Below are 24,564 nucleotides of genomic sequence, written 5' to 3'. Positions count from 1 at the left end.
CCCGACCCCCCCCCCCCAATTCTTTATTAGAACTGATGTTCGTAACGTGATAGGTGGTACCGTTGCTCACGATTTGAGCCGGAATCTCAAGGGTGCCCGACGCTGTTGCGGTCAGTCCGACCAGTGCGGCGGTGGGGGTGCCCTCCGCATTCGTGCTCACCTGAAAGCTCAAGCCGTTGTAAGACAGCAGCGTGCCCGCCTGATCGCCGTTGGCCTGCACGCTCACGGCGGCGCGCACCATTTCGGGGGTGTCGTCGGCTGCGGCAGCCTGGCCATGTTCGGCCGAGACGTCCAGCGCATGCTGTTCGCTGATGACGGAGGACGCCGCGGCGTCTTCGGGTGCGGCGTTGGCGTCGGCACTGGTGTCGTGCGCGTCTTGGTTTGCCGTATCCGATGCAGAGGCGGTATCGTCGGTTGCGGTTGGTGCGGTGTTCTCTGCATCAGAGGCGGCAGCATCGGCACCCGCCGCGAACGCAGCAGAAGGCACCAGCGTAAACGCCATAAGAGCCGACAATACGACAGATATAGCCCGATTGGGCAAAGAGGTCTTCTTCATGTTCTGTCCCTTTTCGCGTCTGCCCATGGACCGGCGATTCCCGATGCTGGTCTTCCCTCATGGACGAGCGCTTGTGTCTTACTACCCGATACACCTTCCTTCGAGCGAACCCGAAGGCAGTTCATGTTATACATTGCTCCTTCCGCCAACTGCAAGGGGCACGAAGCAGACTTCACATTTTCAACAAACTGGTAACAAAATGGAACGTATGTTCTGTTTTACCCGTTCAGAAGCGGGCCGATGATGGGTTGATTGCCAAACGATGTGCAGATCCACCTACGCTTCGTTCGACAACCAACCTACCAAAAAGCCGGGCCCCAGAAAGGGATGCCCGGCCCACGCGATCTCATATGATCAGGTACTATTCCTAGCGGTAGTCGTTACCCTGCATGCCGCCCAGCAGCTTGCTCTGCTGCTTCATGTGCTCGGCCTTCTCCTTCGCGCTGACGAAGTCTTCGGGCGGTTCCTCCACTTCCAGCAACTCCACCTCGAAGGTCAGGTCGCGCCCGGCCAACGGATGGTTCATATCGAACATGACGATGCCGTCTTCCACCGCTTTCACAGTGACCGGCATGGGCGTGCCGTCTTCGCTGGACGACATCCAAATGCGCTGGCCCACCTTCACGTTGCCCTTCGGCACCTGCTCCATGGGTACGTGCTGCACGAAATCGTCCAGGTATTCTCCGTACGCTTCGTACTGATCGACCGTGAACGTCTTCTTCTCGCCAGGCTTGCCCTCCATGGCCAAGATCTCGCGCTCGAAACCGTCGATGGCCATATCCATGCCCGTTTGAAACTTCATGGGCTTGTCGGCATCAGCGTAGCCGAATATCTCGCCATCGTCGGTCTTGCCCGTGTACGTCAGTGTTACCGTTGAACCGATCTCCATGTTTCCCTCTCCGATCCTTCGCTCGTTCGTGCGTTATTCCACAATGGTCACTGTGGCCGTGTCGGCCAGCCATTCCGCCGCCTTTGAACGCCGCGCCATCTTGCGCACGTCCGCCATGCGATGCGCTTTCTCCCATGAGGCGCGGGTAGCCTGCGGGTCTTTCTCGCCCTCGAACAGTGCGTCAATATCCTCGTCGGTCACCGTCCAGCCATTGTGCGCGAACACGGCTTCCAGCATGCAGTCGATAGCAGCACGGCGCTGCGCCTCGCGCTCGATATCCTCTTTCATGGCATCGCCATCAACGGAGTTCTGGAGCATCCACTGTTGCAGGTTCGTGCCCTGATCCTGCAAGTTCTGCATGAACTCGCGCCCCACATCTTGTCGCAGGAAGTCAGAGAAGTACGCAGGCACCTCGCCATCGAGCCGCTCAAGGGCCGCCTCAATAGCACGGTCCACTTTAAGCGTGGGCAGCTCTTGGGTCTTCTGCATGTGGATGGCCTGCCTCAACTGGTTGCGCATGTCCTCCACGTCTTTCGCGCCCACCTTCTCGGCGAATGCGTCATCCAGTGCGGGCAGCACGTATTCGCGGAAGCTCTTCACCTCCACGATGGCGTGCAGCTTGCCCTCGCCCAAAGGAGCGTTGCCCTCGTCGTCCACCGCTTCAAAGTCGAACTCAAGCGTGTCGCCCGCTTTCGAGCCGATGATGTGCTCGTCGAAGGCCGCTGGCATGGTGCCCGCGCCAAGACCGATCAGGCGACTGGTGTTGCGCAGCCCCGGAACCACCTTGCCATCAGCGTCCACGATGGTCATGGTCAGCATGGCGTAGTCGCCATCGGCCGCGGCGTGGTCAGCATCTTCAATATCGCGATACGTGTGGTAATGCTCACGCAGCTCTTGTATCTGACTGCCCACCTCGGCTTCGGTGGGCTCGGACGGCGGCATCTCAATGGAGACCGGGTCGTAGCTGGTCAGTTCCATCTTAGGCGCCACCGGCCCCGACACCGTGAACGTGAACGGCGCACCCTCTTCGGGCATGTCTGCTACGTTGAACTGCGGTTCATCGAGGAAGATGACATCGGCGCCATCAATCGCCTCGAAGGCGTTCTGGTTGATGAGCACCTCGGCCACGCCGCCCATGGCGTTCGCATGACCCCCCACCTGCTGCTCCAACACCGTGCGCGGGGCCTTTCCCTTGCGAAACCCTGGGATCTCGCGCTGCCCCACCTGCTTGAAGAATTCGTCTGTGGCGGCCTTCACCTCTTCAGGCGAGGCGACCACCGTCAAGACGATCTCTTGCTGCTCGCCGTCGTCCTCGCGAGCGATATCCTTGACCTGCAAAGCCTGCTCCTATCGTGCGGATTATTGCTATGCGTAGTATCTCATACCCTGCGCCTTGCGGAAGGGATGAAACGGCCGTGCAGGGCGTGCTGCACGAAGGATTGCTCCAACGCGAACAAAATGCTCTGGTGCGACGCGGTGAGCGGCTAATCCAGATCAACGAGCGCATAAGTGCACATGTCTTGCCGCTGATGCAGGATGCGATGCACCGTAATGATCTGGTCAGCATACGTGTAATAGATGATATAGGGATCCACGGGCATCGTGCGATATTCGCGCTCTATGCTATCCAGCCTGATCCTGCCGCCCATATCAGGAAACTCTCGGAGCAATTCGATGGCAGCATCAAGTTTCTTCCTTGCGTCGATGGCGGCCTTTTTGTTCCAGCACTCTACTCCTAAGAAGATAACGATGGATTGCAGGTCCAGTTCAGCTCTAGGCCGCCACGTATCTTCAAGCATATTCGATTCCTATTAACCGGAACAGTTCATCCATGCGAGCACGGACCTCTTCCCCTGAAATGGGCTCAGGATGGTACTTTTCTTCGATCTCGGCTTCTTTCAAAGCAAGGTAGACACGATTGCGTTGGGCAGCCGCATCGTAGGCATTGCTGTCCATCAGAACATACGAAGCCACCCCATTCTTGGTGAGCACAACGGGCTCCTGCGTTTCCGTGGCCTGTGCGCAAACATCGTTCAGATTGGTGCGCAGGTCGGTTATGGGCCGAATGACCGGCAGCTCCATCAATGCTGGTGTCATGGCGCCCTCCTTCTTGATGGCTTTTGTGATACTGTTTTATGCACAGTATCACACATGGTATTCATATATGAATACTGTATGGTATTCGTATATAAAAAAGTATCGAAGCGGAGGGAGGCTCGCTTCCCTATTTCTTGCGCACGTACAAACTGACCGCTTTGTAGCACACGTCCTCGTCACCCGGCACGGTTTCTACGGTTTGCCCCGCCTTGTATCCCAGATCAGCTGCCACCTCGTACTCGTCCTCCACACTGGGCGCATCGAACCCGGCCGCCTCCAGCCACGCCAGATTCTCCGCTTCGGTGCGGGCCGCCTGAATGCTGTTGCCCAGTTCGCGCGCCGCTTCCAGCACCGCCTCACTACGCGCGCGGTCGGCGAACACCGTTTCCATAATGAGCAGACCGCCCGGGCGCAGCACACGCCCGAACTCGGCCAGCGCGCGTTCTTGGTCGTAGAACAGCGTCATCACGTTGTTCACGTACACCGCGTCAAGCGTGCCCGTGCCGATGCCCGCGGCGATGAGGTCCTCGGGGTAAGCCAGGTGGAACTCCATATTGTTACCCGCCAAGCCACTGTCGTGCCATGCGCGGTTCATGCCGTCGATGGATTCCTGCACATACGAGGGGCTCCAATCGATGCCAATGGCGTGGCCGTCGTTGCCCACCATGCTGCTGATCTTGTACACCCCGCGCCCGCGGCGGCTGCCAACATCCAACACATGCTTGCCTTTCAGCTGGCTAGCGGGCAGCAGCATCTTGCAGACGGACGCAAAACCGTACTCGAATTCCTTGGTCGCATAATGGGATGCCAGCGCGGCGGCAAGGTCGCCTGACGGGGCAGTCTGCGCACCGTTCGCATCTACCTTTTTCACGCTTGCAGCCTTCGCGCGCGTGCTCTCCGCATGCGCGCCTTCCACGTTCATATCTTCCGCACCATCAAGGTCGGCCAGCTGAGCGGCCCGCTTCGCCAGATCGGCGCGCGCCGCATCCACCTGCAAGCTGTCATTGAAGCGGTAATACGCGTCATTGCCATAGTGGGAGATGAAGCGCGTGGTGGCCTGACGCGTGGTCATCTCGGCCAGCAGCACCAGCATCTCGCGGTCGCCCATACACGCGTCCACGAACGCGAACACGTGGTCCATCTGCGCGCTCGCCGCATCCACCGCCGGTTGCACCTTCGCTACCTCTGCCCCGTACGCCTGCTGTATGGTGGAGAACGCTGACTCGCCCTCCGGCGTTTTCCGCAGCACGCACTCCGCCAAGAACGCCTTCAACAGCCCCAAGGCCAGTCGATCGCTGCGCACCTGCGCGGCAGATGCGGTACCGGCCTCTTCGCGGCGCGCCAGATCGGCCTCGAGTTGGGCCGCGCGCTGCCCTACCGCCACCTCGGCCGCGGCGCCCGCCAGAAGCTCGGGCTTCGCCTCGCGCAGCACATCACGCAGGCGCATGCACACCTCTTCGGTCTGGAGCACCTCGGCGCACGCGGTGCCCAGCGCGTCCAGCAGCAGCCCCAGCAGCGCCACGCGCTCGTCGAAGGCCGCATCGCGCGCCCGCTGGCAAATGGCGTCGCTGGCATGTCCCGCCAAAATGGTATCCACCTGATAATCCGAACGATACTTCTGGAACAGCGTGTAATACACGCTGAACTGGTCGCATATCTCGTCGTCGCGCAGAAACTGCCCGAACAGCGCGCGGTCCACCGGCTTGCCCAGCCGCTCGTACAGCGCGATCACCTCCGCCAGATCCTCCCAGCCGCGCGCCGTGACGAACGCCTTGCCACCGCCGGGCTTGCTCTCCACCTTGTAGAAGCAGTCCTTCTTCGCCTCCAAAAACGTGGTGACGGCCGGATGCAGCCCCGCTGCCAGCGCATACGCGCGCCATGCGGCGTAGTCAGGCTGCACGTCTATCTCGCGCAGGCGGTCAAGCGTCACGATGTCGAACTCGTGCACGCTGCGGTTGTACTCGGGCGGATTGCCCGCGCACACCACCACCCAGCCCGCTGGCACCTTGTGCTTGCCGAACGTCTTGAACTGCAAGAACTGCAGCATGCTGGGGTACAGCGTCTCGGACACGCAGTTGATCTCGTCCAGGAACAGGATGCCCTGGCGCAGCCCGGTGCGCTCCATGTAGTCATAGACCGCAGCCACGATCTCGCTCATGGTGTACTCGGACGCATCGAAGGCCACGCCGTCGAATTCGCGATGCTCGATGCGTGGCAGGCCCAGCGCGCTCTGACGCGTGTGATGCGTCATGGAATACGACACCAGCCCAATGTTGAGCTCACGCGCCACCTGTTCCATGATGGCCGTCTTGCCAATGCCGGGCGCCCCCAACAAGAACACCGGGCGCTGATGCACGGGTGCGATGGCGAACACGCCCGCTTCGTCGCGTTGCAGGTACGCCTCCACCGTGTCTTTGACCTGCTGTTTCGCCTGGTTGATGTTCATAGGTCCTCCTCTGCGACCGTCAGTTTGATAGCCCACGGGGGCACCGGGGGCGTCTCGCGCGCCTCGTCTTCCACGAACACGAAAGCGGCGTCGAAATCGGGGGCAGCCTCGGGAAAGGTGCCCATACCATCCGTGAAATAGATGAGCCCGCGCAAGTCGGGCAGCTTGCCGTCCTCCCGCATGCCGCGCACATAGTCGAACACGGGGCGGAAATCGGTGCCGCCGAACCCGCGCACGGTGAATCCGTCCATCAGGGCGTCCACATCCGCCAGATCGCGAATGACCAGGTCGTGCTGCAAGCGCGAGTCGCACTGCACCACGTGGATGTTCACGTCGCGCGCGAAATCCTGCGTGCTCTTCAAGATGTCGAAAGTGCGTTCCACGAAGCGCCGCACCAGCGCCCCGCTGACCGACTCCGAGGTGTCGATGGCGATCACCAGATCGCGCACGCGCTCGGTCTCCTTGTATTCGAGCGGCTCTACCAGCGGCATATTGCCATAGAGCTCCATCCCGTAGGTGTAGTACACGTAGTCGAACTCGTCCAGGTTGACCAGCATCTGCTCGCTGCGCACCATGAACTGCCGCAGGAAATCGCCGTAATCGTAGCGCGGACGGTTGGCCAGCGCTAGGTTCTGCATGAGCGCGGTGGATTCCTCGCCCCATTCGCGGCTGAACGTGCTCAGGTTCATCTCGATCTGCTTGCCAATGTCCTCCCAGTCGCGCTCGTCGGCGGCATGCTGATCATCGGAGGACTCGGTGGCGTGCTCGTCGTTGTCATGGAAGCGGCCCAGCGGGTCGGCGCCGTGCTGCTCATGGTGCGCATCGTCGCCCTGCGCCGTCTGCGCATCGTCTTCGCCGCCACCTTCGGTGCCCGTGCCCTCGTCGGCGTCGTTTTCACGCTCCATCTGCTCGCGCATGCTCTCGGGCAACTGCTGCGCATCGAGCACCTCGTCGCGCGCCGGAGACGCTTGGCCTTCCGCCCCGCCCTCCGCAGATTCTTCCGGCGCGTATCCCTCGGGAAGCCCCTCGTCGCCTTGGTCGCTGCCGTCCACCATGGCAGGCCACGCCGCATGCTCGTCACGCTCGAACAGCGCATGCCACTCGTTCAGCACGCTGCGGCCCATGCCGCGATACTGCTGACCATCCGGCGTTTCCACCAGGCCGTGCAAGAACCCATACACCTTGCCCGGCAGCAGCGTGCCCGCATGCAAGCGTATGGTGTCCAGCGCTTCGCGGCGAGCGGCATCATCGGCGCTGGCGAATCGCCCCGCGCACAGATCCATCGCCACGCTCTCAACGATGACATCGCAGGTCAGGCTCCATGCCTCGCGGTCCCTGCGATCGCGCGCATACGGATGCCGAAAGATGCAGTGCAGCACCAGATGCAGATAATCGCGCACCGCCTCATCCATCGATTCGCGAAAACGCGCCATCACCCGCGGCGGATCCATGGCCACGATGCGCCCGTTGGTGGCCAACGGGTACGCAGCACCCGCGCGCACCGGCTCCAGATCCATGCGCCACAGCGCCAGATCAAGGAAGCGGAACTTGAGCATCAGCTGCACCCGGCATTCCTCGATCACATCAACGGCCAGCGCATCCTCTTCAAGGCGACGCCGCAGCTTTTCATCCATCACCTCGGCCATGGCTTCCTCCTACAACGTGAAATCCAGCGCCGCATGCCCGAAGGCGCGCCGCCGCACTTCCAGCAGATAGCCGGTCATGGCGGCATCCTGCACCGCGCCCACCCGGTCGATCAGGGCGTCGATGTTGTCCGCGCGCACGAAGCCCAGCTCCACGAGCGCATCCACCGCCGCACGGTCATCGCGTTTCGCCACGGCCACGCACACCTCATCCAAGTGCTGGCGCAGCACGCGCTCAAGGATCTGGCGATTGACCTCCGTGAGGAACACCGGGTCGCGCAGCCGCTCCAAAATGCGCACCGCCTGATCGTACAAGTCGAGCGCCACGCCGCCCAACACGGCATCGAAGCTGCTCGCGTTGGCGATGGCGTTATCGTAGTGTTCCAGCAGGTCCTGCACGCTGACCGCGGTCTGCGTGGTGAAGGCCACGAACTGCTGGTGTTGGCCGCGGTCGGTGGCGGGGAAGCGCAGCTCGAACACATCGTGGCCCGCCAACGGCTCTTCCATCTCGATGCGCACCGTTTCCACCAAGCGGTCCACGGCGAGCGCGCGAATGCCAATGTCTGCCAGGCCGCTGCTCAGGCACAAGCTGCGCAACGCCTGCGCACCGCTGAACGCATACGGCGCCATCGAGGCCACGTCTGCCGGAATGCGCACCGCAGGTTCGCGATTCAGATAATGCACCACGCGGCGCTGCCCAGACGCCTCGATCTCCAGCAGCATGCCGCCTTCCACGCAGAACCGCTCGTTGGCGCCCTCTATGCTGATCTCTTTCAGACTGGTGGCAGCCCGACCGGTATGCGCGCCGTGCGTGACCAGCGCCATGGTTCCAATATGCTCAAGCTGGGCAGGCAAAACGAGCGCTTCCAGTTCGGTATCCAGGAATGCCTCCGCGCCAATGCGCCGCACGCCGCGTCCTAGCTGCACGCGGCGCAGGTTGCGGCAACCCTTGAAGGCGGCCTCCCCGATCTCAACAACGCTCTCGGCAAGTTCCACTACTTCGATGCCCTGATGGTTCAACAGCGCCCGCGCGTCAATGTGCGTCACCCCGTCGGGCACGCGCAGCACGCACGCCGCCGGGTCGATCATCCACTCCAGATGCAGCCCGTCCTCGCAGCAGCGCAGCAACGCGCCCTGATCGTCGATGCGTAGGCTGCCGCCTTCCTCGATCACCAGCGTGCGATCGGCCCCCGCATAGCGAAGCGGCGCATCGGCCGCCACGGGATGCCCCACGCGCTCGATCGACGAGGGCAGCGCCAGCTGCTTCACGGCCGTGCGCGTGAACGCATGCTCGCCGATGCTGGTGAGCCCCGCGTTGAGATGCACTTCGCTCAGGACCGCACAATCGAAAAACGCACGCTCTCGAATGGATTCAAGCTGCGTCGGAGCCGTGAAAGAGCGCAGCGACGTGTGCGCGAAGGCGTGCTCTCCAATGGTCGTCACACCCTCAGGAAGCGTGATGCGCTCCAGCTCTTCCATGCCGTTCGCGGCCTTCCGCCCCAAAGCGGTGCACTCCGGGGCCACCTCATACGTCGCCACCCGAACCGCGAGTGCCATCAGGCCCGCGCGGCCCTTCGTGTACACGGCGATGCCATCCGTTTCCAAAAATGGGTTCGCCGGATCAACCTCGATGGTGCACAGATGCCCCCTGCCGAAGGTGCCCGGATAGATATCGCGCATGTTCGCGCCAATGCGCAGACGGTGCAGGTTCGGCGTGTCGAAGACGCTCGGCATCAGCCGCTCAAGCTGCCCGGGTAACTCCAATTCTTCCAGCGCAGTGCAGTTGCGGAACCAATCCGAGTCGTACTCGGTCACATCGCGCGGCAGCACGGCGCGCCGCAGCGACGAGCAGTTGCGGAACACGCAGTATCCAAGAGAGAGCACCGAATCGGGGACCTCCACCGACAGCACCTGCGGCGCATGAGCGCAGGCATCATCCGCCAGCGCCACCACCGGCAAACCATCAAGTTCTGCGGGAATAGTCAGATGCTCACAGGCGGGTTCGCATTCCTCGATGCGAACTTCCATGCCATCAAGCACCACGTAGCGCCAGCGGTTCCCGTGCGCATCTACCACCTCATGCGGCTCAGAGGCGCGCGCGGCCTCAATGGCTGCAGTGCGTTCGAGCACGAGCCGTCGCTGACGCAAACGCTCTTCGGATTCCTGAGCCTTATCAAGCGCCTGCATGATATCGCCCATCAGAGTAGGCGAGAAGCCGCCGAAACAGACATCCAGCCCACTGAGATCAACGCCTAAGCTGACACCCATCTCTTGCCTTCTGTCGGGTTGAGGGATAGTTCTGCGGCATGTGCACGAAGGGCTGCATATGCCGAAGGTCGCACACTGAAGCCACGTACGTCAGAGCCACACGCACCACGCACGGGAGACCACGCACGCCATGGTCACACACGAGAGACCACAAGCACCATGGCCACGCACGCCGCAGTCGCGGTGCACCGCTGTGTGCGCACCAAGACGGCGTGCGTCGTATCCTGGTGCTAGTTGTTGACCGGCGTGCCCCCCCACGGAGCGCCTGCCGGATTCAGCTTGCGGCGCGGCGAGAGTTCGTCCTGATGAATGATGCAGTAGCGAATTCCTTTGAGCGTCACATACAGACAAGCGATCTCGTGCTTCGTACCATGATTGAACACTTCGTAGGTCAGGTATTCGCGATCGATCATGGGCTGATAGACCGGGCTGTCCACTACTTTCTCAAGCAGCATGTTCGTTGACTCGCGGCCCAGCTCGTCCTGCTTCAAAGTGATATTGTACAGAATATCCTCTTGCTCGGGGGTAAGGCGTCCCAGCTCTTCTATCTCAGCGAGGATCTCTGCTTCAGTTGCCATTGCGCACCTCCATATCGGCGTGTTGTTTGCTGCGATTATACCAGCCAGACGCAGGGGTTGGCCCCGCACATGCAAATTGCGTAAACGCCTGGATGCACGGACAAAGATCGCGCAGACGCCTAGATGCGCGATCAAAAGAAAAGCCCGAATGCCGAAGCACCCGGGCTCAGTAGCTTTCAATGCGTGAAAAGCTTACACGCCCTGATAGCCCTTGGACGGATCGCTGTCACCAACGCCGATGCCGGTGTCGCCAGCCTCGTTGCCAGTACGCTTCGTGGAGGTGTAGCCACCCCATGCGCGAGCGATGTACTTGTCCTTCACCCAGAAGATCTGAGCCTTCATCAGGTCAGGAGCGCTCACGCTGCACTCAGCCAGAGCCTCATCCTTGGACTTGCCAGCTGCGATAAGCTCGTTCAGCTTGTCGGCGGCCTCGTTTGCGGGCATCGCCAAAAACTCTTCTTTGGTCATCTTGACCTCCTACGGTCTTCAATGCGGTACCTTCGGCTTCAGATTATATTTCAATATCGGCCGAAGGTACCAGTCAATGCCTAGAGAACTTTAGAGCTGGAACAGGACCATCGGGCGGTCGAACTCCGCCATCTTGGCCTGCATCTCCTCAAGAGTGCCGTAGTACATAGAGGCAGACTCTTCAACCTGAACAGCCAGAGGACGCTGACCGGCCTTGTCGCCGTTGGTTCCCCAGTGCTCAGAGAAGATGGACGTCGGGCAGGGGATGTAGAACCATTCCCAAGCGTCGCCGTCGTTGCCGTCACCCTTCTTGAAGGGGCCGACCTGCACCTCTTTGATACCCCACTGCTCGAGAGGAAGGCCGAGCTCTTCCTTGCAGGCGATCTCAGCCGCATGGTTGCCAGAGAAGTACGTGTAATCAACCAGCAATGCGTATTTCTGTGCCATTTAATTTCACTTCCTTTCGAAGGGTTAGTCCTGGTCGAGGCTGCGAACACGGCGAGCATTGCACATAACGCCCTTGTACGGAGCGCCAAAGCCCAGTTTGCCGATGTTCATATGCGGAACCAGGCTGTTGAAGTTGGACTTCCAAACGCCGAACAGGTTGGGCTCTTCGCCGTCCTGCTCGGGGAACCACCAACCGTGAGCGCAGTTCAGGATGCCAGGCTTGATGATCGGGGTGATCTCCGCCTTGAAGCGGGCCTCGCCGAACATGTTGTAAACCTCGACCCAGTCGCCCTCGGTGATGCCATACTCCTGAGCGGTCTCGGGATGGATCTGGACCCACGGCCACGGATCGATCTGACGCAGAGACGGCACATGACGATGCTCGGAGTGGAACGAGCTGTAGCGACGAGAACCAGACGTGGTGATCAGAGGATACTTCTCCTTCTCCTCGTCCGTGCGCAGCTCGCTGTACGGAGAGTAGTTGGGCTCTTCGTAGTACGGCAGCGGATCTTCGCCCCAGGATTCGTACAGGATGGAGTAAGCCTCGATCTGACCCGTAATGGTGTTGAAGCCAGGCTCGCCGTCGAAGCGCAGCATGCCCTTCTCGTACTTCTCGTACTCGAAGCCATGAGCGCCAGGCTGGTAGATGCCCAGTTCCTGGAAGCTGTTCCAGTCGTAGCCGAGCTCCTTCAGCTGATCGCTGTAGAAGTCCTGAGTGGCCTGCTCCAGCAGATCCCAGTCAACATGATGCTCGTCAGCCGGCTTGTACCACGGATACCACTCGGGGTTCAGGCGCTGGCCGAACAGCAGGCAGATCTGAACGTCAGACACGCACTCGCCAACCTGCAGAGCCTTGTTCATGGGGCCCATGAACACGGTGTTGCGGCCGTAGTGGGTCAAAACGATGCCGGTGTGCTCTGCCCAGGTAGCCATAGGCAGGAAGTAGTCACCAACAGCCATGGCCGTCGGGGTCATGGTGATGTCCTGAATAACCACGAACTCGAGCTTCTGCAGAGCCTTGTGCCAACGCTTCGGCTGAGCGGAGCAGGTCGGGGTCAGGAAGTTGGAGCTGTTGAACCAACCCATCTTCAGAGCATAGGGCTCGTCGGATTCCATGGTGTTCAGCGTCTCGTCAGGCTGCGTGGTAGCCATACCAGTGGACAGGCCCGGCCATGCGGCAGCGCCGATGCGCTTCTCCCACACGGAGTCGTCCATAGCGCCACGCTGGTTCATGCGCCACTTGCCGAGCAGTGCCGACGGGGGACCCAGGGTCAGGCCGCCGGGACGGTCAATGGAGCCAGCCAGAGCGGCCAGGATGATGAACGCCTGAGACAGCTGCACGCCGTTCTTGTTCTGGTCGAATGCCAGACCCCATGCCCAACCGATCGGACGCTCGGTGCCGATGATGTGAGCAGCGCGCTTGATGTCCTCAGCCGGAACGGTGGTGATAGCAGCAACCTTGTCGACCGGGTACTCAGCTGCACGAGCCTTGACCTCGTCCAGACCATAGATCCACTTCTCAGCGAATTCCTTGTCGTACTCGTCGTTCTCGAACATGAGGTTCATGATGCCCAGAGCCAGAGCGGTGTCGGTCTGAGGACGAACCTGCAGGTTGATGTTGCCATCATGAGCGCCGACCCAGGTGATACGGGGGTCGATGGAGATGATCTTGGTGCCGAGCTTCATCATGTCGACCAGGCAGTGGCCGAAGAAACCGTCGCCGTTGGAGGGCAGCGGCTCCTTGCCCCACACTACAACCCACTTGGACAGGGTGTAGGCCGGGTCATGGTAGCTGCCGGGCAGATGACCGGCGTAGTCCAGCTCGGGGTAGCCAGCGCCGAGCACGTAGTCGGCGATGGAGCAACGGGGGCCATAGCAGGACCAACCGGACTGCGTGTAGCAGCAGTTGGGGGACTGCAGGACCGAGAACGTCAGAGCATAGTAGAAGATGCAAGCCTCACGGCCGGTGCCGCCGAAGCAGACGATGGACTCGGGGCCATAGGTGTTCTGGAAGTAGCGGACCTTCTCGCAGATGGTGTCGATAGCCTCATCCCACGTGGTCTGCTCCCACTTGTCCCTGCCGCGGTCTTCCTTGGCACGACGCATAGGATGAATGATGCGCGACGGCGCATAGGTGTACTCACGCAGCGCCAGATTCATAGCGTTCACGCGGCCCGTGGTGATCGGGTTGTCGTCGTCACCCTCGATGCGAATGAGGTTCGCATCCATGCCCTCGCCGTCCGTGATCACCTTGACGCCGTACCCTACCGGGTGAGACCCCGGAGGCGACCAGGTGTTGGAGCGGGTAGCGACGGTGCCGTCAGAACGCTTGACACGCCATTCTTTACCGTATGCCATTCTTTCCTTCTTTCTCACGTCTCCATTACTTAATGGAACCTAACAACAAGCATGCCGCAGGAGCAGTGGTCTTTGCCCTCCAACATTCAACGCGCCCCATCCCTAGCTGAGACGCGCTTGCTTGAAGCCGAAAATAAACGTCGCGTCAACGACGTGGTAATAAGTTAATGTACGACGAAAGGTATGACGTCGTATCTTAGGTTTGTTTTCTTACCGAAAAGCATCAACCCCTCAGGTTGATTTTGAAATTGCGCAAAACTATAATCCCTGTTCAGACGGTTTTTTCCTTGAATCAACCTCATGGGCGAAAGAAACAATGCGAAGGGGATCGGTTTGCCGCATCTCACACTTAGTTTCGGGCGCGAGAACACGGGCGTCAGCACCTTAGGCAATTTGTCTGAGCTCTGTTTGGGCCTCGCCTGTTTCGTGGCGTGGGCGCTCTCAGGGGGCATCGGCATGCCTACGCTTATCGGCAATGCTGCCGCATCAGGAGGCGGCGTTGGCGTGGCGCTCAGTTTCGCGATGCATGTTTCCTTTGGCATGGCGGCCTTCGCCACCATGCTCTTCATCGGCTGCACCGATCAGCGACATCTGAGGTTTTACGTGGGGAAGAACGTCCTGGCGCTTGCGGGAGGATTTGGCGTAGTGGGAACCGCTTGCGCAGCGCTGGGCGTGATGGGCGGCATGCCCGCTTGGGTGCTCGGCTGCGGCGGTGCTGCCCTTTCAGGTGTGAGCGCGGGCATTCTTTTCCCCCTGTGGGGCACCGCCTTCGCGCGCGACGAGTTCACCACAATCACCTTGAACTCGGCGGCTGCGGTAGCGATAGGCATCGTGCTGAGCGTGCTCTTGGTCGAGTGGGCGCCCTTTCCGGCCTCGATCGCCTTCGAGGTACTGCTCGTGTGCCTCTCGGCGCTTCTGCTGCTGCGCACGACGCCTATTCCGTATTATCGGCGACGCGCCATGCCGGTCTTTCACGCGTTGCGCGTGAGCCGCGTGCGCTTCCTCGTGCATCTGGGCATTCCGGTGGTGCTGTTCGGCATGACCTTAGGAGTGCTCGAGGCCATGTGCGTTATGGGGGCGTTTTGCACGGGCATCATCGCCAACGATCTTTTGGTGGGTGCGTCCTGTGCGCTCTGCCTGATCATCTTCATCGTGGATGTTGCGCTCATGAAAGACGAGGCGCACTGGGACACGCTGTTTCGTTACATGTTACCCGCGGTTGGCCTGGGGCTGATCGGCATACCGCTGTTCTGCGGCGCCTACCAGCTGGGGGCGGTGTTCTTGCTGACGGCGGGTCTGGCCATCCTGGTGGTGCTCTTGTGGGTCATGCTCAGCGATATGTGCCAAGAGTTCCGCCTGTCTCCGCTGTTCGTGTTCGGCATTGGCGGGGCGCTGCTGGTGGCCGGTGTGCTTGCCGGGACGCTGCTGGTGCCTCCGACGATAGAGTGGCAGACCATGAGTCCGGTGCGCTGGACCGGGCTTGCCATGGGCGCCACCGTGCTTTTAATGCTGGCTGGGTCGATCAATCCGCGCAAGCGCGATGTGGTGAAGATGCTGGCTGAGAAGCATCCCGTGGTGGAGATGACACAGATCAACCAAATGATGGTGGACGAAGCGGCTAAGCGCGGTGAAACGCTTACCGCTGAACAGCGCGATGCAGCGGTGCCGCGGTCCATGCCGGAAAGCGGCCCCGAGCATGCCGGTGGTATGGGCGCTGGCGGTGTTGGCGCTGGTGGCAGCGGTAGTGCGTGCGCGAATGCGGATGCGAGCACCAAGCGCGCTGCTGCAAACGCCGCAAGGGACGCTGATGCGCCCGTAAGCGCTGACCGCGCGGCTGCTGCGGCGGCCTTCGCGGAAAACGCACGGCTTATCATGGGCACGATGACCCCACAAACGCGCTCGGAAGAGAATCGCACGAGCGCCGAAGTGCTTTCCGAAGATACCCGCATGACAAAGGCGAGTGCGGCACCTCACTGTGATGACGTGCTCGTTGGCGCCGATGTTGGCACTGGCACTGCTGCTGATGTTGCCCGCAACGCCGCTGGCGCTACTCCCGGAGGCGCCCATGCTGGCGCTGATACCGCATCAGGCGCCGGTACGCCCGATGCGTTCGAGCCCAAGCAAAAGGGCAGCTTCTACCGACGCTGCGAAGAGATAGCTGATCAGTATCTACTGAGCCGCCGCGAGACCGAAGTGTTCTTCCTCCTGGCCAAAGGCCATAAAGCTGGCTTCATCGAGGACAAGCTGTGCGTCAGCCGCAGCACGGCAAAGACGCACATCAATCACATTTACAAGAAGATGGACATCCATACGCAGCAAGAACTGCTCAACATGGTGGAGGATCGGCCACACCTCAGCGACGCGCCCGATACCCCGCCGCTCCACCACGGATTCTAAGGCGCGCTTTCGCCACACCGCGATCCCACACGATATGCGGATATGCGATTGCGCTTCGTCGTTACAGGTTCACGCAGTGAACCTTGGTGCCGTCGTTCAGGTAATCCATGACTTCCTGCACAGCCATGACCGCGCAGTTGTCCTCGGCCTCGGCAGTAGAGGCGCCCAGATGCGGCAACACGATGGCACGCTCCATCTGCACGACCGCCGGATTGGCAAAATCGGTCACATATCGGCTGATCTTGCCCGACTCAAGCGCCGTCGCCATAGCGGTATCGTCCACCAGTGAATCGCGAGAGAAATTTAAAAACACCGCGCCATCTTTCATGATCGCAATGGCATCGGCGTCGATCATACCCTTGGTATCAGCGGTAGCTGGCACATGAATGGTAACGAAATCAGATGCGGCCAGTAACTCGTTCAAGTCAGCGGTGAAGCGCATATCTGTCGAGATGGCGGCCGCTTTCTGCGCATCCATGAACGGATCGTAGCCCACCACATGCATGCCGAGTGCCTCGGCTGCCTCCACCACCAGCTTCCCGATGGCGCCCAGACCGATCACGCCCAGCATTTTGCCCGCAATTTCGCCACCAGCGAACGCCTTCTTGGCTTTTTCGGCAGCCTTGCTAACCTCGGGGTCATCCGCGTTCTGGCGCACCCAGCTGATACCGCCAACCAGATCGCGACTGGCCAGCAACATGCCTGCCAACACCAACTCCTTGACCGCGTTCGCGTTGGCGCCCGGCGTATTGAAGACCGGAATGCCAGCCTCGGCCAGCGCTTCGAGTGGAATGTTGTTCACACCGGCACCGGCGCGCGCCACCGCCTTCAACGTGGCGGGCAGTTCCATATCATGCATGTTCGCCGATCGCACAAGGAAAACATCTGCCTGCGACGGATCGTCAACCAGCTCGTATTCGTCAGTCAAAAGGTCCAAGCCCTTCGCAGAGATGTTATTCAAGCAATGCACTTTGTACATGGGGTTCCTTTCGTCGCGATTCTGCGTGTTACCACTACCAATGTACACGGAAACGGCGAAATCGCGCCCTTTGTGGGAAAAATAGCCGCTAATGAGAGCCTGTAAGGTCGAAATTGGGCTTTTATCGGAAGGGCCTTCTGTATTATGCCAGGTCAGGCGTGTGTGCCCGAAAGCAATTTCGGGCTAAGTCGGCCGATGCGCTCGCATTATCGGCTCTTTTTCCCATTTTGAGCCATTTTTTGGAAAAAATTAAGCGAGAAGCGGAGTGCGGGGCGCTGCAGGTAAGGGCGCAGGGTATGGGTATGGGTATGGGTATGGGTATGGGTATGGGTATGGGTATGATGCATATAGTTATGCGAAGCGGCATATGTGAAGCAATACAAGCAAGGGCGCAGAGAGATGATGCGCACAACTAGGAGGAATCGACGTCAGAGGGCGGCACACCCAGCAGCGTCTGGAAGAAATCTTTCACGCGAGCCATGTTCTCGCGGATGCTGTACGCAGCTTGATTGTCGTAGTCGCCCTTGTCGGCCGGAACGCCCCACGCCTGCAAACCCAGCCCGTTTGCAATGGCGAGCGCTCGATACAGATGGTACGCCTGCGTAACCACGATGATGCTCTGCGCGCCATACACGTTGCGGGCGCGCCAGATGGACGCGTATGTGTCGTAGCCATTGCCATCCACTTCCACGGCGGCGGCGGGAACCCCTAGCTTGACGCAGTAGTCCTTCATGGCGTCGGATTCGTTGTAATGCGCGTCGGTGTTGTCACCGGACACGATAATAGTGGAGGCAGCCCCGGAAAGGTACAGATCGGACGCCACCTCAAGCCGATCGGCCAGGATGTCGGAAGGCGTGCCGTCGGCATACACACTGGCGCCCAGCACTACGATGGCATCGGCGTGCTCGCCTGCTTCCTCGATCTGCGCGATGGTGTGCACCTGATCGCGTGTGGAATCTACTACATACGTGCTGATGCCAACCGCCGCCGCTATCGCGACGATGGCCAGCACCAGTACGGTCACTGCTATCTTGCATACGAGCCTTCCCATTCTCCCAGCATAGCAGGAAGCTGTGGAGAAGTGGTTGCGGTCGGCTGGCTTTCAGCGAAGCGTTCACGGCGCTGCAACCGACCGGGCTGCCTTCATTGAGACGCCGCAGCGCTGTTACTCGTGGACCTCCTTTCGGGGAGCATGCAGCGCTACGGTGTCGGCTGCTGGTCGGTTGCCGCTCGGTTGCTGATCGGCTGCTCAGCTGGCTTTCAGCGAAGCGTTCACGGCGCTGCGGCTCGTCAGGTACGTTGCTAGCAGGTAGCCGCCATACACGACAAGCACCAACACAGCCGCCAGAGCGATAGGCCCCGCCACCGGCACACCCATAACCGTAAACAGCTTCTCGGAGATCACGCCTACCGCGCAAGCCGTGTGGCATAGCGCCACCGACAACGGCAACAGGAAGTACACGAGCACCTGCACCAACAGCGACCGATTGAGTGCACGCTGGCTGCATCCGATGCGCGAAAGCATGCGGTAACGCGGCAGAGAGTCTGTGGTCTGCGAAAGCTGCTGAACCGCAAGGATGGCCGCTGTGGCAATCAGAAAAATGAAGCCGATGTAGATGGCCAAATAGGTGATAAGCATCTTCAGGCCGCCGGATTGTGTGGTCATCTCGTGAGCGGTATAGATGGAAGTAACAGGCCAGAGTAGGCTTGCATATGCGGCGTTGCGCCCAGCGAAGCCCCGATCAAAACCCGGCAGGTCGGAAGGCTGGGATGCAGCCACAATTTGGTTGAGAGCCTCGTCGTTTGCCACCTCGGTGTTGCCGTTATCGGCATACATAACATCCAGCCAGCATTGGAGCGGAATAGCGCCAGCTGCGATCAGCTCATCAACTACCGCATCGGGCACGACGGTAACCAGCGCCGTAGCAAGAAGCGCATTATTTTGGAATTGTGTGTCGACTACTTCGTTGCGGTATGTCAGAGGCCTGCCCATCACGTCAATAGAAAGCTGATTAGCAGCAATATCGGCGGCAACCTCTTTAGTTATTTCCATGTTGTTAGCTATAAGACACTCGCCCGCACCCAGATCAAGCGCCGACTGCCCCGTAAGCGCACGCACCGCATTCACCTGTGAAAGTTTGACCACAACGATATTGCTCTCGGCGATGTGATCGGAAAGTTCGCTCATGTGTGCGGCTATAGCGGGATCGATGTGGTCGAACAAACTGCCATAGGTAACGCCCACCGCATCATAGGTATCCAGCTGCGCACTGGCAGCTATCGTCTGCGCCCACAGCTCCGGCGCATTCGCGCGCAGGACCGTGGCCATGTCCCAATCGTAGGCCATGCCCTGCTCGTAACGCTCGGGTGCCTCGGCCTGCATCGCCTTTGCACGCTGGTCGATGGCGGTTGATTGGTCGTACACCGAGCTTACGGCACTGTCAGCATACACCTGACCGATCAGCGTGGCACTGTACGGGTTGGCCGCCTCAATGTTGCCCGTCAACACCTGCACCAACCCCATGCCCACCGAAAAAACCGTCACAGAGAAAAAGAGTAAGATGCACACGATCCACAGCGACAGGAATGCCGTGTTCACGCGGCTAGCGATCTGGCGCACGGTGAAGGGCACAAGCCCACACAGGTATACCCCACGCGCTCGCGTAAGCACCGCGATAACGAATCCAGCAAGCGACCAGAAGAACAGAAACGTTCCCACCAGCATGCAGATGGTGGCGCGAATGAATTGCGGGTCGTCCAGCATGACCATGCCGCTGGCAATAAGCTCCTCATACGCGTAAGCCAAAATGCCAAGCGAAACGACGAACACCACCAAGCACACCCAAGGGTTGCGCACGGTGACCTTTTGGTTCTTCGCATTGGCGTGCAACAGGTCGATCAGCTTCTGACGATTCACCGTGAACGTGTTGAACAGCGCAACCACTACGTAGATGCCCACGAAACACAGCACGGTCATCTGCACTGCGAGCGGCGAAAACACGAACTGATAGTTGCTGATAGTGGCGCCGAACAGCGCTGCCGTGAAAAACGACATGGCCTGCGAGAGCAGAAAGCCCAGCACGAGCCCCACCACGAGCGACAACAACCCCACGAGCACCGTCTCGATGAGCATGACACACGACACCTGACCGGCTGGCATGCCCAGCAGCATGTACGTGCCGAACTCGCGCTTGCGGCGGCGAATCAGGAAGCCGTTCGAATACAGAATGAGAAAGCCCAGCACGCCCGCGATGAGTGCCGAAAACATGCTGAGGAACCCTTGGGTCTGCTTGAACATGTCGGCATCAGCCTGCGACTCGATATCAAAGAGGATCTGCTGGCTGCCCACCGAGTTGAACGCGTAGAACACCGCTACGCCGAACAGCAGCGTCAGGAAATAGATGGTGTAATCGCGCACCGAATGGCGTATGTTGCGGCACGCCAGCTTAACGAGCATGGTTCTCCACCTTCACCAAGCGGGGCGCTTCGTATGCAACGAATGCGCCGACCGCGGCCAGCACGACCAATGAGATGACTGCCTTTCCAATGGTGCCCATGGCTTCCTCCTTCTCGCATGCCGGGTCCGAGTATCCCGGCAACCTGCGAGCAGAACTATGCGCCTTTGGCGCCCGCGATGCCATCGAATCGGCTTACGAGGGGCTTACAAAGATGTCATGTTGGCGAAAACGAAACGCCCGGCACGCCCACAAAAACGCCCCGTGCGCCTCCGAAAAGCACCCGGCACGCCTATGAAAATACTGCCACCAGCGCGCGATCGTGCGGCACGCGCAGCACATACTTCTTGTGCGTGCTGAGCGGCTTGGCAACGCGCGGGTCACGCCCTTCCTCGTACCATCCCTTGAAGCTGGCGCCCAGCCCCTCGTAGGCGTACACCGCCGCCCAGTCGCCCGCGGTCAAGCATTCGGCGCCCACGGCATCAATGCGCTTGGCACCCTCCGCCCGCACGGTAACATGCAAATTGCCCCCGCGCTGCACGCTGGTCGAAGGCGCACCCTCGGCAAGCTGGTTCCAGGGCAGCGTGTGCCCGTTGCCGATCTTGATCGGCCCGAATTCGGTCTGCTCGAGCGCCTCGCCCAAGGCATTCTGCTGCGCGATGGTCACGCCAAACGAATACCCACTGCGGTCGCGCAGTTCGATGACGTAGTCCTCCAAAGCGCAGCCCGCGAACCACACCGTGGACGCGTCGGTCTCGTCATCGAAATACGCCGGTATCTGCGACTTCTCCACCTTCCCCTTCCAAATGCTGGCCACCGTCTGACCCGCCGCATCCTTCACGGTGAGGTCCACATCACCGTACGCGGTGAACGCGGTGGTGCGCACCTTCGCGCTGACCGACAGGTCAAGCCCCGTCTCCACCGCGGCTAGCATGCGCGCCAGATACCCCTCTTCGGCATGCGCGCCTGCGCTGGCGTGGCCGGTCAGGCTGTTCTTCGCGAAATAGCTGAGGAAGCGCCAAAACGGCCCAGCGGCGTACCGGCTTACCTGGGCCGCTTCGCGCGCTCGCTTGCCGCCCTTATCCCCCACCATGGAGGTGAAGCTGTGATAGAAATCCGCGAACGTCTGGCGGCCAAACTTGGTCAGGCGCTCTTTTTCGTACAGGCTCGTGATGGTCGGGCTGATGCTGGCCACATGACGAACCAAGCGCGCCGTAGGACCGATGGTGGCGAACGTTGGACGCTCGATGCCCGCGAACTGCATGAAGAGCCGCTGCGAGGCCTGCTCGAAGCCGTCAGGCGCATCATCACCTGCGCAGGGCGTGGGCAGCGTGTAGGTGGCGCCGAAGCGGCGAAACCCCCAGCTCTCGAGCGGCAGGCGCGGCACGTAATCAACGGGATCAATCACATTGAAGATACCGCCGAACACAGCGGCGTCCGCATCTTTGCGTCGTGTGACGCCCGGTGTGGCGAACGCGTAGGCGAATACATGATCCGGGCTGAACTCGCCCGATTCGCACAGGAACGCCGCCACCAAATTCGCCACCGCAGCACCGCGGCTGTGCCCTACGATCCAGACGCGGGCCTCGCTCATATTGATGCCGTGGTGTACCAGATATTGAGCCACGTGCCCATACGCCTCATCGGCCGCCGCGTCGAAGCCTTCATGGTATTCCACGTTGTAGTTGCCATCCGACACGCTGTCGGCCACGTTCGCATTGGAAACCCATTCGCGCGTGCGCGATGTGCCCCGTATTGCAAGCACCACCAACGGCACCTCTTCGCCGCCTACGTTGATGACCTGATGCCCCATGCCGTATGCCACCAGGTCAACGTCGCGCTCGTAATCGCCTTGATCGACCTCATTGCGATGCTGGTATGAACCCACGCTCACATCGCGAAAGTCCAGCGCCTCCAGCGCGCCGCGCACGTATCGGAAATCGTTGTGCGAGGTGTTGCGACAGGTGGCCGCCGCCACCGCCATGGACGTCGCAGCGAGCCGTACGTTGAAACGATCGTGGGGCGCGGCGAACCAAGCAGGATCCCACGGCACCATGCAGCTTGTCTCGATCTCGTGTCGTGCGCGGCCGATATCGCGCTGAAACGGCGAGAGGAACGCGATCTCTCTAGTGGTCGGGTCGGCCTGGGCTGCTCGGTTGACCTGAGCCGTGTGGCTGGTATGGGGCGTCTGGCTAGCCTGGGCCGTGTGGTCGACCTGAGCCTCTCCGCAGTGATGCGCTGGCATATGGGACTCCTTTTCTTGTTTTTGTAAGCGTACCACGAACGCAGAAGAACCTGTGGGGGCTTGAGCCATCCCACAGGTTCTTCTCTCGTTCGGCCCGTGTCGGGCGGGTCTTCTACAGTGCGGTCACCCTACGGGGTAACCTGGCCTCATCATGGTTGCCACACCAGATGATGCCGCTTCATCCTTCCAATGCGACGGCAAGGGTCGTCTTCCCGCGGCCGCCGCACCGGACAGGTCTCGTTCGCCTCGATCAACGACCGCTGTGATTGAAGGAACTGGTGGAAATGTTCGTATCCTGGGCGCCGATGACGCTCGCGTTGTCCAGATTCTTGATCTCGGCAGCCATATCCTTCAAGAACTTGTCAGCCATGGTCATGGACAGGTCGGCACGCGTCACGATACGCTGGCAGGTGACGTCTTGCATGTTCGCTGGCAGCGGGTAGGCAGGTATCTGCCAACCATGCATGCGCAGACGATCGTCCAGGTCGTACAGCGTCCACTTCTTGCCAGCCTTCGGGTCGAGGCTCCAGCAGAGGATGGGGATCTCGGTGGCTTCCTCGTACATGATGAAGATGCCCATCTTCTTGATGCCGTCTACCAGGTGATGTGCCACATCCATGGTGCGCTGCTGGATTTCCTTGTAGCCCTCGAAGCCGTTGCGCATGAACACGTAGTACTGACCCACGATCTGCGAGGCAGAACGGCTGAAGTTGATAGCCATGGTGGCTTCCTGGCCGCCCAGATAGCTGACCCAGAAGATGAGGTCTTCGGGCAGTGCCTCTTGGCTGCGCCAGGTGATCCAGCCGATGCCCGGGTAGACCAGGCCATACTTATGGCCAGAGGCGCTGATGGACCACACGTTGGGCAGACGGTAATCCCACTCAAGGTCGGGCTCGATAAACGGGGCCACAAACCCGCCGGATGCAGCATCAACATGGATGCGGACCGGCATGTTGGTGGTCTTGTTGTACTCGGTCAGCGCCGCATCAATGCCCTTGATGTCGTCGTAGCGGCCCGTGTAAGTGATGCCCAGCAGGCAGACCACGCAAATAGTGTGATCGTCAACATACTTCATGCATTCTTCGGGCGTCATATACAGATGGTCGGCGTCCATGGGGACCTCGCGCATCTCGATGTCCCAATAGCGGCAGAACTTCTCCCAGCATACCTGGTAGCCCGAGGTGATGACCAGGTTCGGACGATGCGACGAATAGATGTCGATGCCCGCAGCCTTCGCCAGCGCCTTCCAGCGGAACAGCGCCGACAGGCCACCCAGCATGCACGCCTCAGAGGAACCCACGGTGGAGGTGCCCATGGGATGCTCGTTCTGGTCGGCGTTCCACAGGTTCTGGATGATCTTCACGCAGCGGTTCTCCAAGTCGGCCGTCATCGGGTACTCGTCCTTGTCGATGGCGTTCTTGTCGAGCGTTTCGGTCATCAGTTCGGTGGCCTCAGGCTCCATGTAGGTCTGCACGAAGGTGCACAGGTTCTGATGCGCGTTACCCTCGGTGCTCAGGTATTCGCGAATGATCTCGCTGGCGATGCGCGGCTCGATGGGATCGTGGTTCAGCTTATCCTCGGGCATTTCCACATCAGAGGCATAGGAGCCGAATATTGGGCTGAGATACTGCGTCTGCGCATTCATCTCAGCAAGCTCTTCGGTCGAAACCAGCTTTACGTCTTTGTCAGTCATTTTGTTGCTTCCTTTCTCCTTGTGCAGCCCTAGGAAGCGGGGTTG

General features: G+C 60.4%; 18 protein-coding genes. 1 reads left to right on the top strand and 17 read right to left on the bottom strand.

What is annotated here, in order from left to right; all coding sequences use genetic code 11:
• The 12 genes from NFR19_RS06055 to NFR19_RS06000 all read right to left on the bottom strand — a co-directional run.
• On the bottom strand, nt 1–556 hold a 556-nt coding region (locus NFR19_RS06055), incomplete at its 3' end, for a hypothetical protein (protein ID WP_251212897.1).
• Between the two features lie 367 nt (nt 557–923).
• On the bottom strand, nt 924–1,445 hold the full coding sequence (locus NFR19_RS06050; protein WP_251212896.1) for an FKBP-type peptidyl-prolyl cis-trans isomerase: 522 nt from the start codon (nt 1,443–1,445) through the stop codon (nt 924–926).
• A gap of 33 nt (nt 1,446–1,478) precedes the next feature.
• The gene (tig, locus tag NFR19_RS06045) at nt 1,479–2,783 is read right to left on the bottom strand and encodes a trigger factor (RefSeq protein ID WP_251212895.1); all 1,305 of its coding nucleotides are present in this window, start codon (nt 2,781–2,783) and stop codon (nt 1,479–1,481) included.
• Between the two features lie 146 nt (nt 2,784–2,929).
• Nucleotides 2,930–3,244 carry a type II toxin-antitoxin system RelE/ParE family toxin gene (locus tag NFR19_RS06040; protein ID WP_251212894.1) on the bottom strand — a complete coding sequence of 105 codons (315 nt, stop codon included), beginning with the start codon at nt 3,242–3,244 and terminating at the stop codon, nt 2,930–2,932.
• On the bottom strand, nt 3,237–3,542 hold the full coding sequence (locus NFR19_RS06035) for a type II toxin-antitoxin system Phd/YefM family antitoxin (protein ID WP_251212893.1): 306 nt from the start codon (nt 3,540–3,542) through the stop codon (nt 3,237–3,239). The genes NFR19_RS06040 and NFR19_RS06035 overlap by 8 nt, the downstream gene beginning before the upstream one ends.
• Before the next feature lie 127 nt (nt 3,543–3,669).
• Nucleotides 3,670–5,988 (bottom strand): methyltransferase domain-containing protein, encoded by a 2,319-nt coding sequence (locus tag NFR19_RS06030; RefSeq protein WP_251212892.1) that lies wholly within the window; start codon nt 5,986–5,988, stop codon nt 3,670–3,672.
• The gene (locus tag NFR19_RS06025) at nt 5,985–7,634 is read right to left on the bottom strand and encodes a vWA domain-containing protein (protein WP_251212891.1); all 1,650 of its coding nucleotides are present in this window, start codon (nt 7,632–7,634) and stop codon (nt 5,985–5,987) included. The genes NFR19_RS06030 and NFR19_RS06025 overlap by 4 nt, the downstream gene beginning before the upstream one ends.
• Before the next feature lie 9 nt (nt 7,635–7,643).
• Nucleotides 7,644–9,899, bottom strand: a complete 2,256-nt coding sequence (locus tag NFR19_RS06020) for a leucine-rich repeat domain-containing protein (protein WP_251212890.1) — start codon at nt 9,897–9,899, stop codon at nt 7,644–7,646.
• A 230-nt stretch (nt 9,900–10,129) separates the two neighbouring features.
• Nucleotides 10,130–10,477: a hypothetical protein gene (locus tag NFR19_RS06015; protein ID WP_251212889.1), complete on the bottom strand. Its 348-nt coding sequence runs from the start codon at nt 10,475–10,477 to the stop codon at nt 10,130–10,132.
• Between the two features lie 192 nt (nt 10,478–10,669).
• Nucleotides 10,670–10,945, bottom strand: a complete 276-nt coding sequence (locus NFR19_RS06010; RefSeq protein ID WP_251212888.1) for a hypothetical protein — start codon at nt 10,943–10,945, stop codon at nt 10,670–10,672.
• A gap of 90 nt (nt 10,946–11,035) precedes the next feature.
• The gene (locus tag NFR19_RS06005) at nt 11,036–11,392 is read right to left on the bottom strand and encodes an oxidoreductase (protein WP_251212887.1); all 357 of its coding nucleotides are present in this window, start codon (nt 11,390–11,392) and stop codon (nt 11,036–11,038) included.
• A gap of 24 nt (nt 11,393–11,416) precedes the next feature.
• The gene (locus NFR19_RS06000) at nt 11,417–13,750 is read right to left on the bottom strand and encodes a molybdopterin-dependent oxidoreductase (protein ID WP_251212886.1); all 2,334 of its coding nucleotides are present in this window, start codon (nt 13,748–13,750) and stop codon (nt 11,417–11,419) included.
• Between the two features lie 333 nt (nt 13,751–14,083).
• Between NFR19_RS06000 and NFR19_RS05995 the strand changes: the two genes are divergently transcribed.
• On the top strand, nt 14,084–16,147 hold the full coding sequence (locus NFR19_RS05995; RefSeq protein WP_251212885.1) for a response regulator transcription factor: 2,064 nt from the start codon (nt 14,084–14,086) through the stop codon (nt 16,145–16,147).
• Nucleotides 16,148–16,208: 61 nt separating this feature from the next.
• Here NFR19_RS05995 and NFR19_RS05990 read toward each other — a convergent pair whose 3' ends face one another.
• The 5 genes from NFR19_RS05990 to gad all read right to left on the bottom strand — a co-directional run bounded on the left by NFR19_RS05990 (nt 16,209) and on the right by gad (nt 24,519).
• On the bottom strand, nt 16,209–17,126 hold the full coding sequence (locus tag NFR19_RS05990) for a 3-phosphoglycerate dehydrogenase (RefSeq protein ID WP_251212884.1): 918 nt from the start codon (nt 17,124–17,126) through the stop codon (nt 16,209–16,211).
• A gap of 412 nt (nt 17,127–17,538) precedes the next feature.
• The gene (locus NFR19_RS05985; RefSeq protein WP_251212883.1) at nt 17,539–18,177 is read right to left on the bottom strand and encodes a SanA/YdcF family protein; all 639 of its coding nucleotides are present in this window, start codon (nt 18,175–18,177) and stop codon (nt 17,539–17,541) included.
• Between the two features lie 198 nt (nt 18,178–18,375).
• Nucleotides 18,376–20,583: an FtsX-like permease family protein gene (locus tag NFR19_RS05980; RefSeq protein ID WP_251212882.1), complete on the bottom strand. Its 2,208-nt coding sequence runs from the start codon at nt 20,581–20,583 to the stop codon at nt 18,376–18,378.
• Nucleotides 20,584–20,873: 290 nt separating this feature from the next.
• Nucleotides 20,874–22,826, bottom strand: a complete 1,953-nt coding sequence (locus NFR19_RS05975) for a lipase family protein (RefSeq protein ID WP_251212881.1) — start codon at nt 22,824–22,826, stop codon at nt 20,874–20,876.
• Nucleotides 22,827–23,076: 250 nt separating this feature from the next.
• Nucleotides 23,077–24,519 carry a glutamate decarboxylase gene (gad, locus tag NFR19_RS05970; protein ID WP_251212880.1) on the bottom strand — a complete coding sequence of 481 codons (1,443 nt, stop codon included), beginning with the start codon at nt 24,517–24,519 and terminating at the stop codon, nt 23,077–23,079.
• Between the last annotated feature and the right edge of the window lie 45 nt (nt 24,520–24,564).

Origin of the sequence: Adlercreutzia murintestinalis (assembly GCF_943192905.1) — a bacterium.
In the GTDB taxonomy this organism is placed as follows: Bacteria; Actinomycetota; Coriobacteriia; order Coriobacteriales; family Eggerthellaceae; genus Adlercreutzia_A; species Adlercreutzia_A murintestinalis.
Note: the sequence above shows the minus strand (reverse complement) of the source record. Positions and strands in the feature narration are given on the sequence as shown.

What these genes read in the sequence shown, in the direction of transcription:
- NFR19_RS05980 (WP_251212882.1), bottom strand. Translation starts at nt 20,583, where the DNA reads ATGCTCGTTAAGCTGGCGTGCCGCAACATACGCCATTCGGTGCGCGAT.
- NFR19_RS06025 (WP_251212891.1), bottom strand. Translation starts at nt 7,634, where the DNA reads ATGGCCGAGGTGATGGATGAAAAGCTGCGGCGTCGCCTTGAAGAGGAT.
- NFR19_RS06005 (WP_251212887.1), bottom strand. Translation starts at nt 11,392, where the DNA reads ATGGCACAGAAATACGCATTGCTGGTTGATTACACGTACTTCTCTGGC.
- NFR19_RS05985 (WP_251212883.1), bottom strand. Translation starts at nt 18,177, where the DNA reads ATGGGAAGGCTCGTATGCAAGATAGCAGTGACCGTACTGGTGCTGGCC.
- NFR19_RS06020 (WP_251212890.1), bottom strand. Translation starts at nt 9,899, where the DNA reads ATGGGTGTCAGCTTAGGCGTTGATCTCAGTGGGCTGGATGTCTGTTTC.
- gad (WP_251212880.1), bottom strand. Translation starts at nt 24,519, where the DNA reads ATGACTGACAAAGACGTAAAGCTGGTTTCGACCGAAGAGCTTGCTGAG.
- NFR19_RS05990 (WP_251212884.1), bottom strand. Translation starts at nt 17,126, where the DNA reads ATGTACAAAGTGCATTGCTTGAATAACATCTCTGCGAAGGGCTTGGAC.
- NFR19_RS06010 (WP_251212888.1), bottom strand. Translation starts at nt 10,945, where the DNA reads ATGACCAAAGAAGAGTTTTTGGCGATGCCCGCAAACGAGGCCGCCGAC.
- NFR19_RS06015 (WP_251212889.1), bottom strand. Translation starts at nt 10,477, where the DNA reads ATGGCAACTGAAGCAGAGATCCTCGCTGAGATAGAAGAGCTGGGACGC.
- NFR19_RS06035 (WP_251212893.1), bottom strand. Translation starts at nt 3,542, where the DNA reads ATGACACCAGCATTGATGGAGCTGCCGGTCATTCGGCCCATAACCGAC.
- NFR19_RS06030 (WP_251212892.1), bottom strand. Translation starts at nt 5,988, where the DNA reads ATGAACATCAACCAGGCGAAACAGCAGGTCAAAGACACGGTGGAGGCG.
- NFR19_RS05975 (WP_251212881.1), bottom strand. Translation starts at nt 22,826, where the DNA reads ATGCCAGCGCATCACTGCGGAGAGGCTCAGGTCGACCACACGGCCCAG.
- NFR19_RS06040 (WP_251212894.1), bottom strand. Translation starts at nt 3,244, where the DNA reads ATGCTTGAAGATACGTGGCGGCCTAGAGCTGAACTGGACCTGCAATCC.
- NFR19_RS06050 (WP_251212896.1), bottom strand. Translation starts at nt 1,445, where the DNA reads ATGGAGATCGGTTCAACGGTAACACTGACGTACACGGGCAAGACCGAC.
- NFR19_RS06000 (WP_251212886.1), bottom strand. Translation starts at nt 13,750, where the DNA reads ATGGCATACGGTAAAGAATGGCGTGTCAAGCGTTCTGACGGCACCGTC.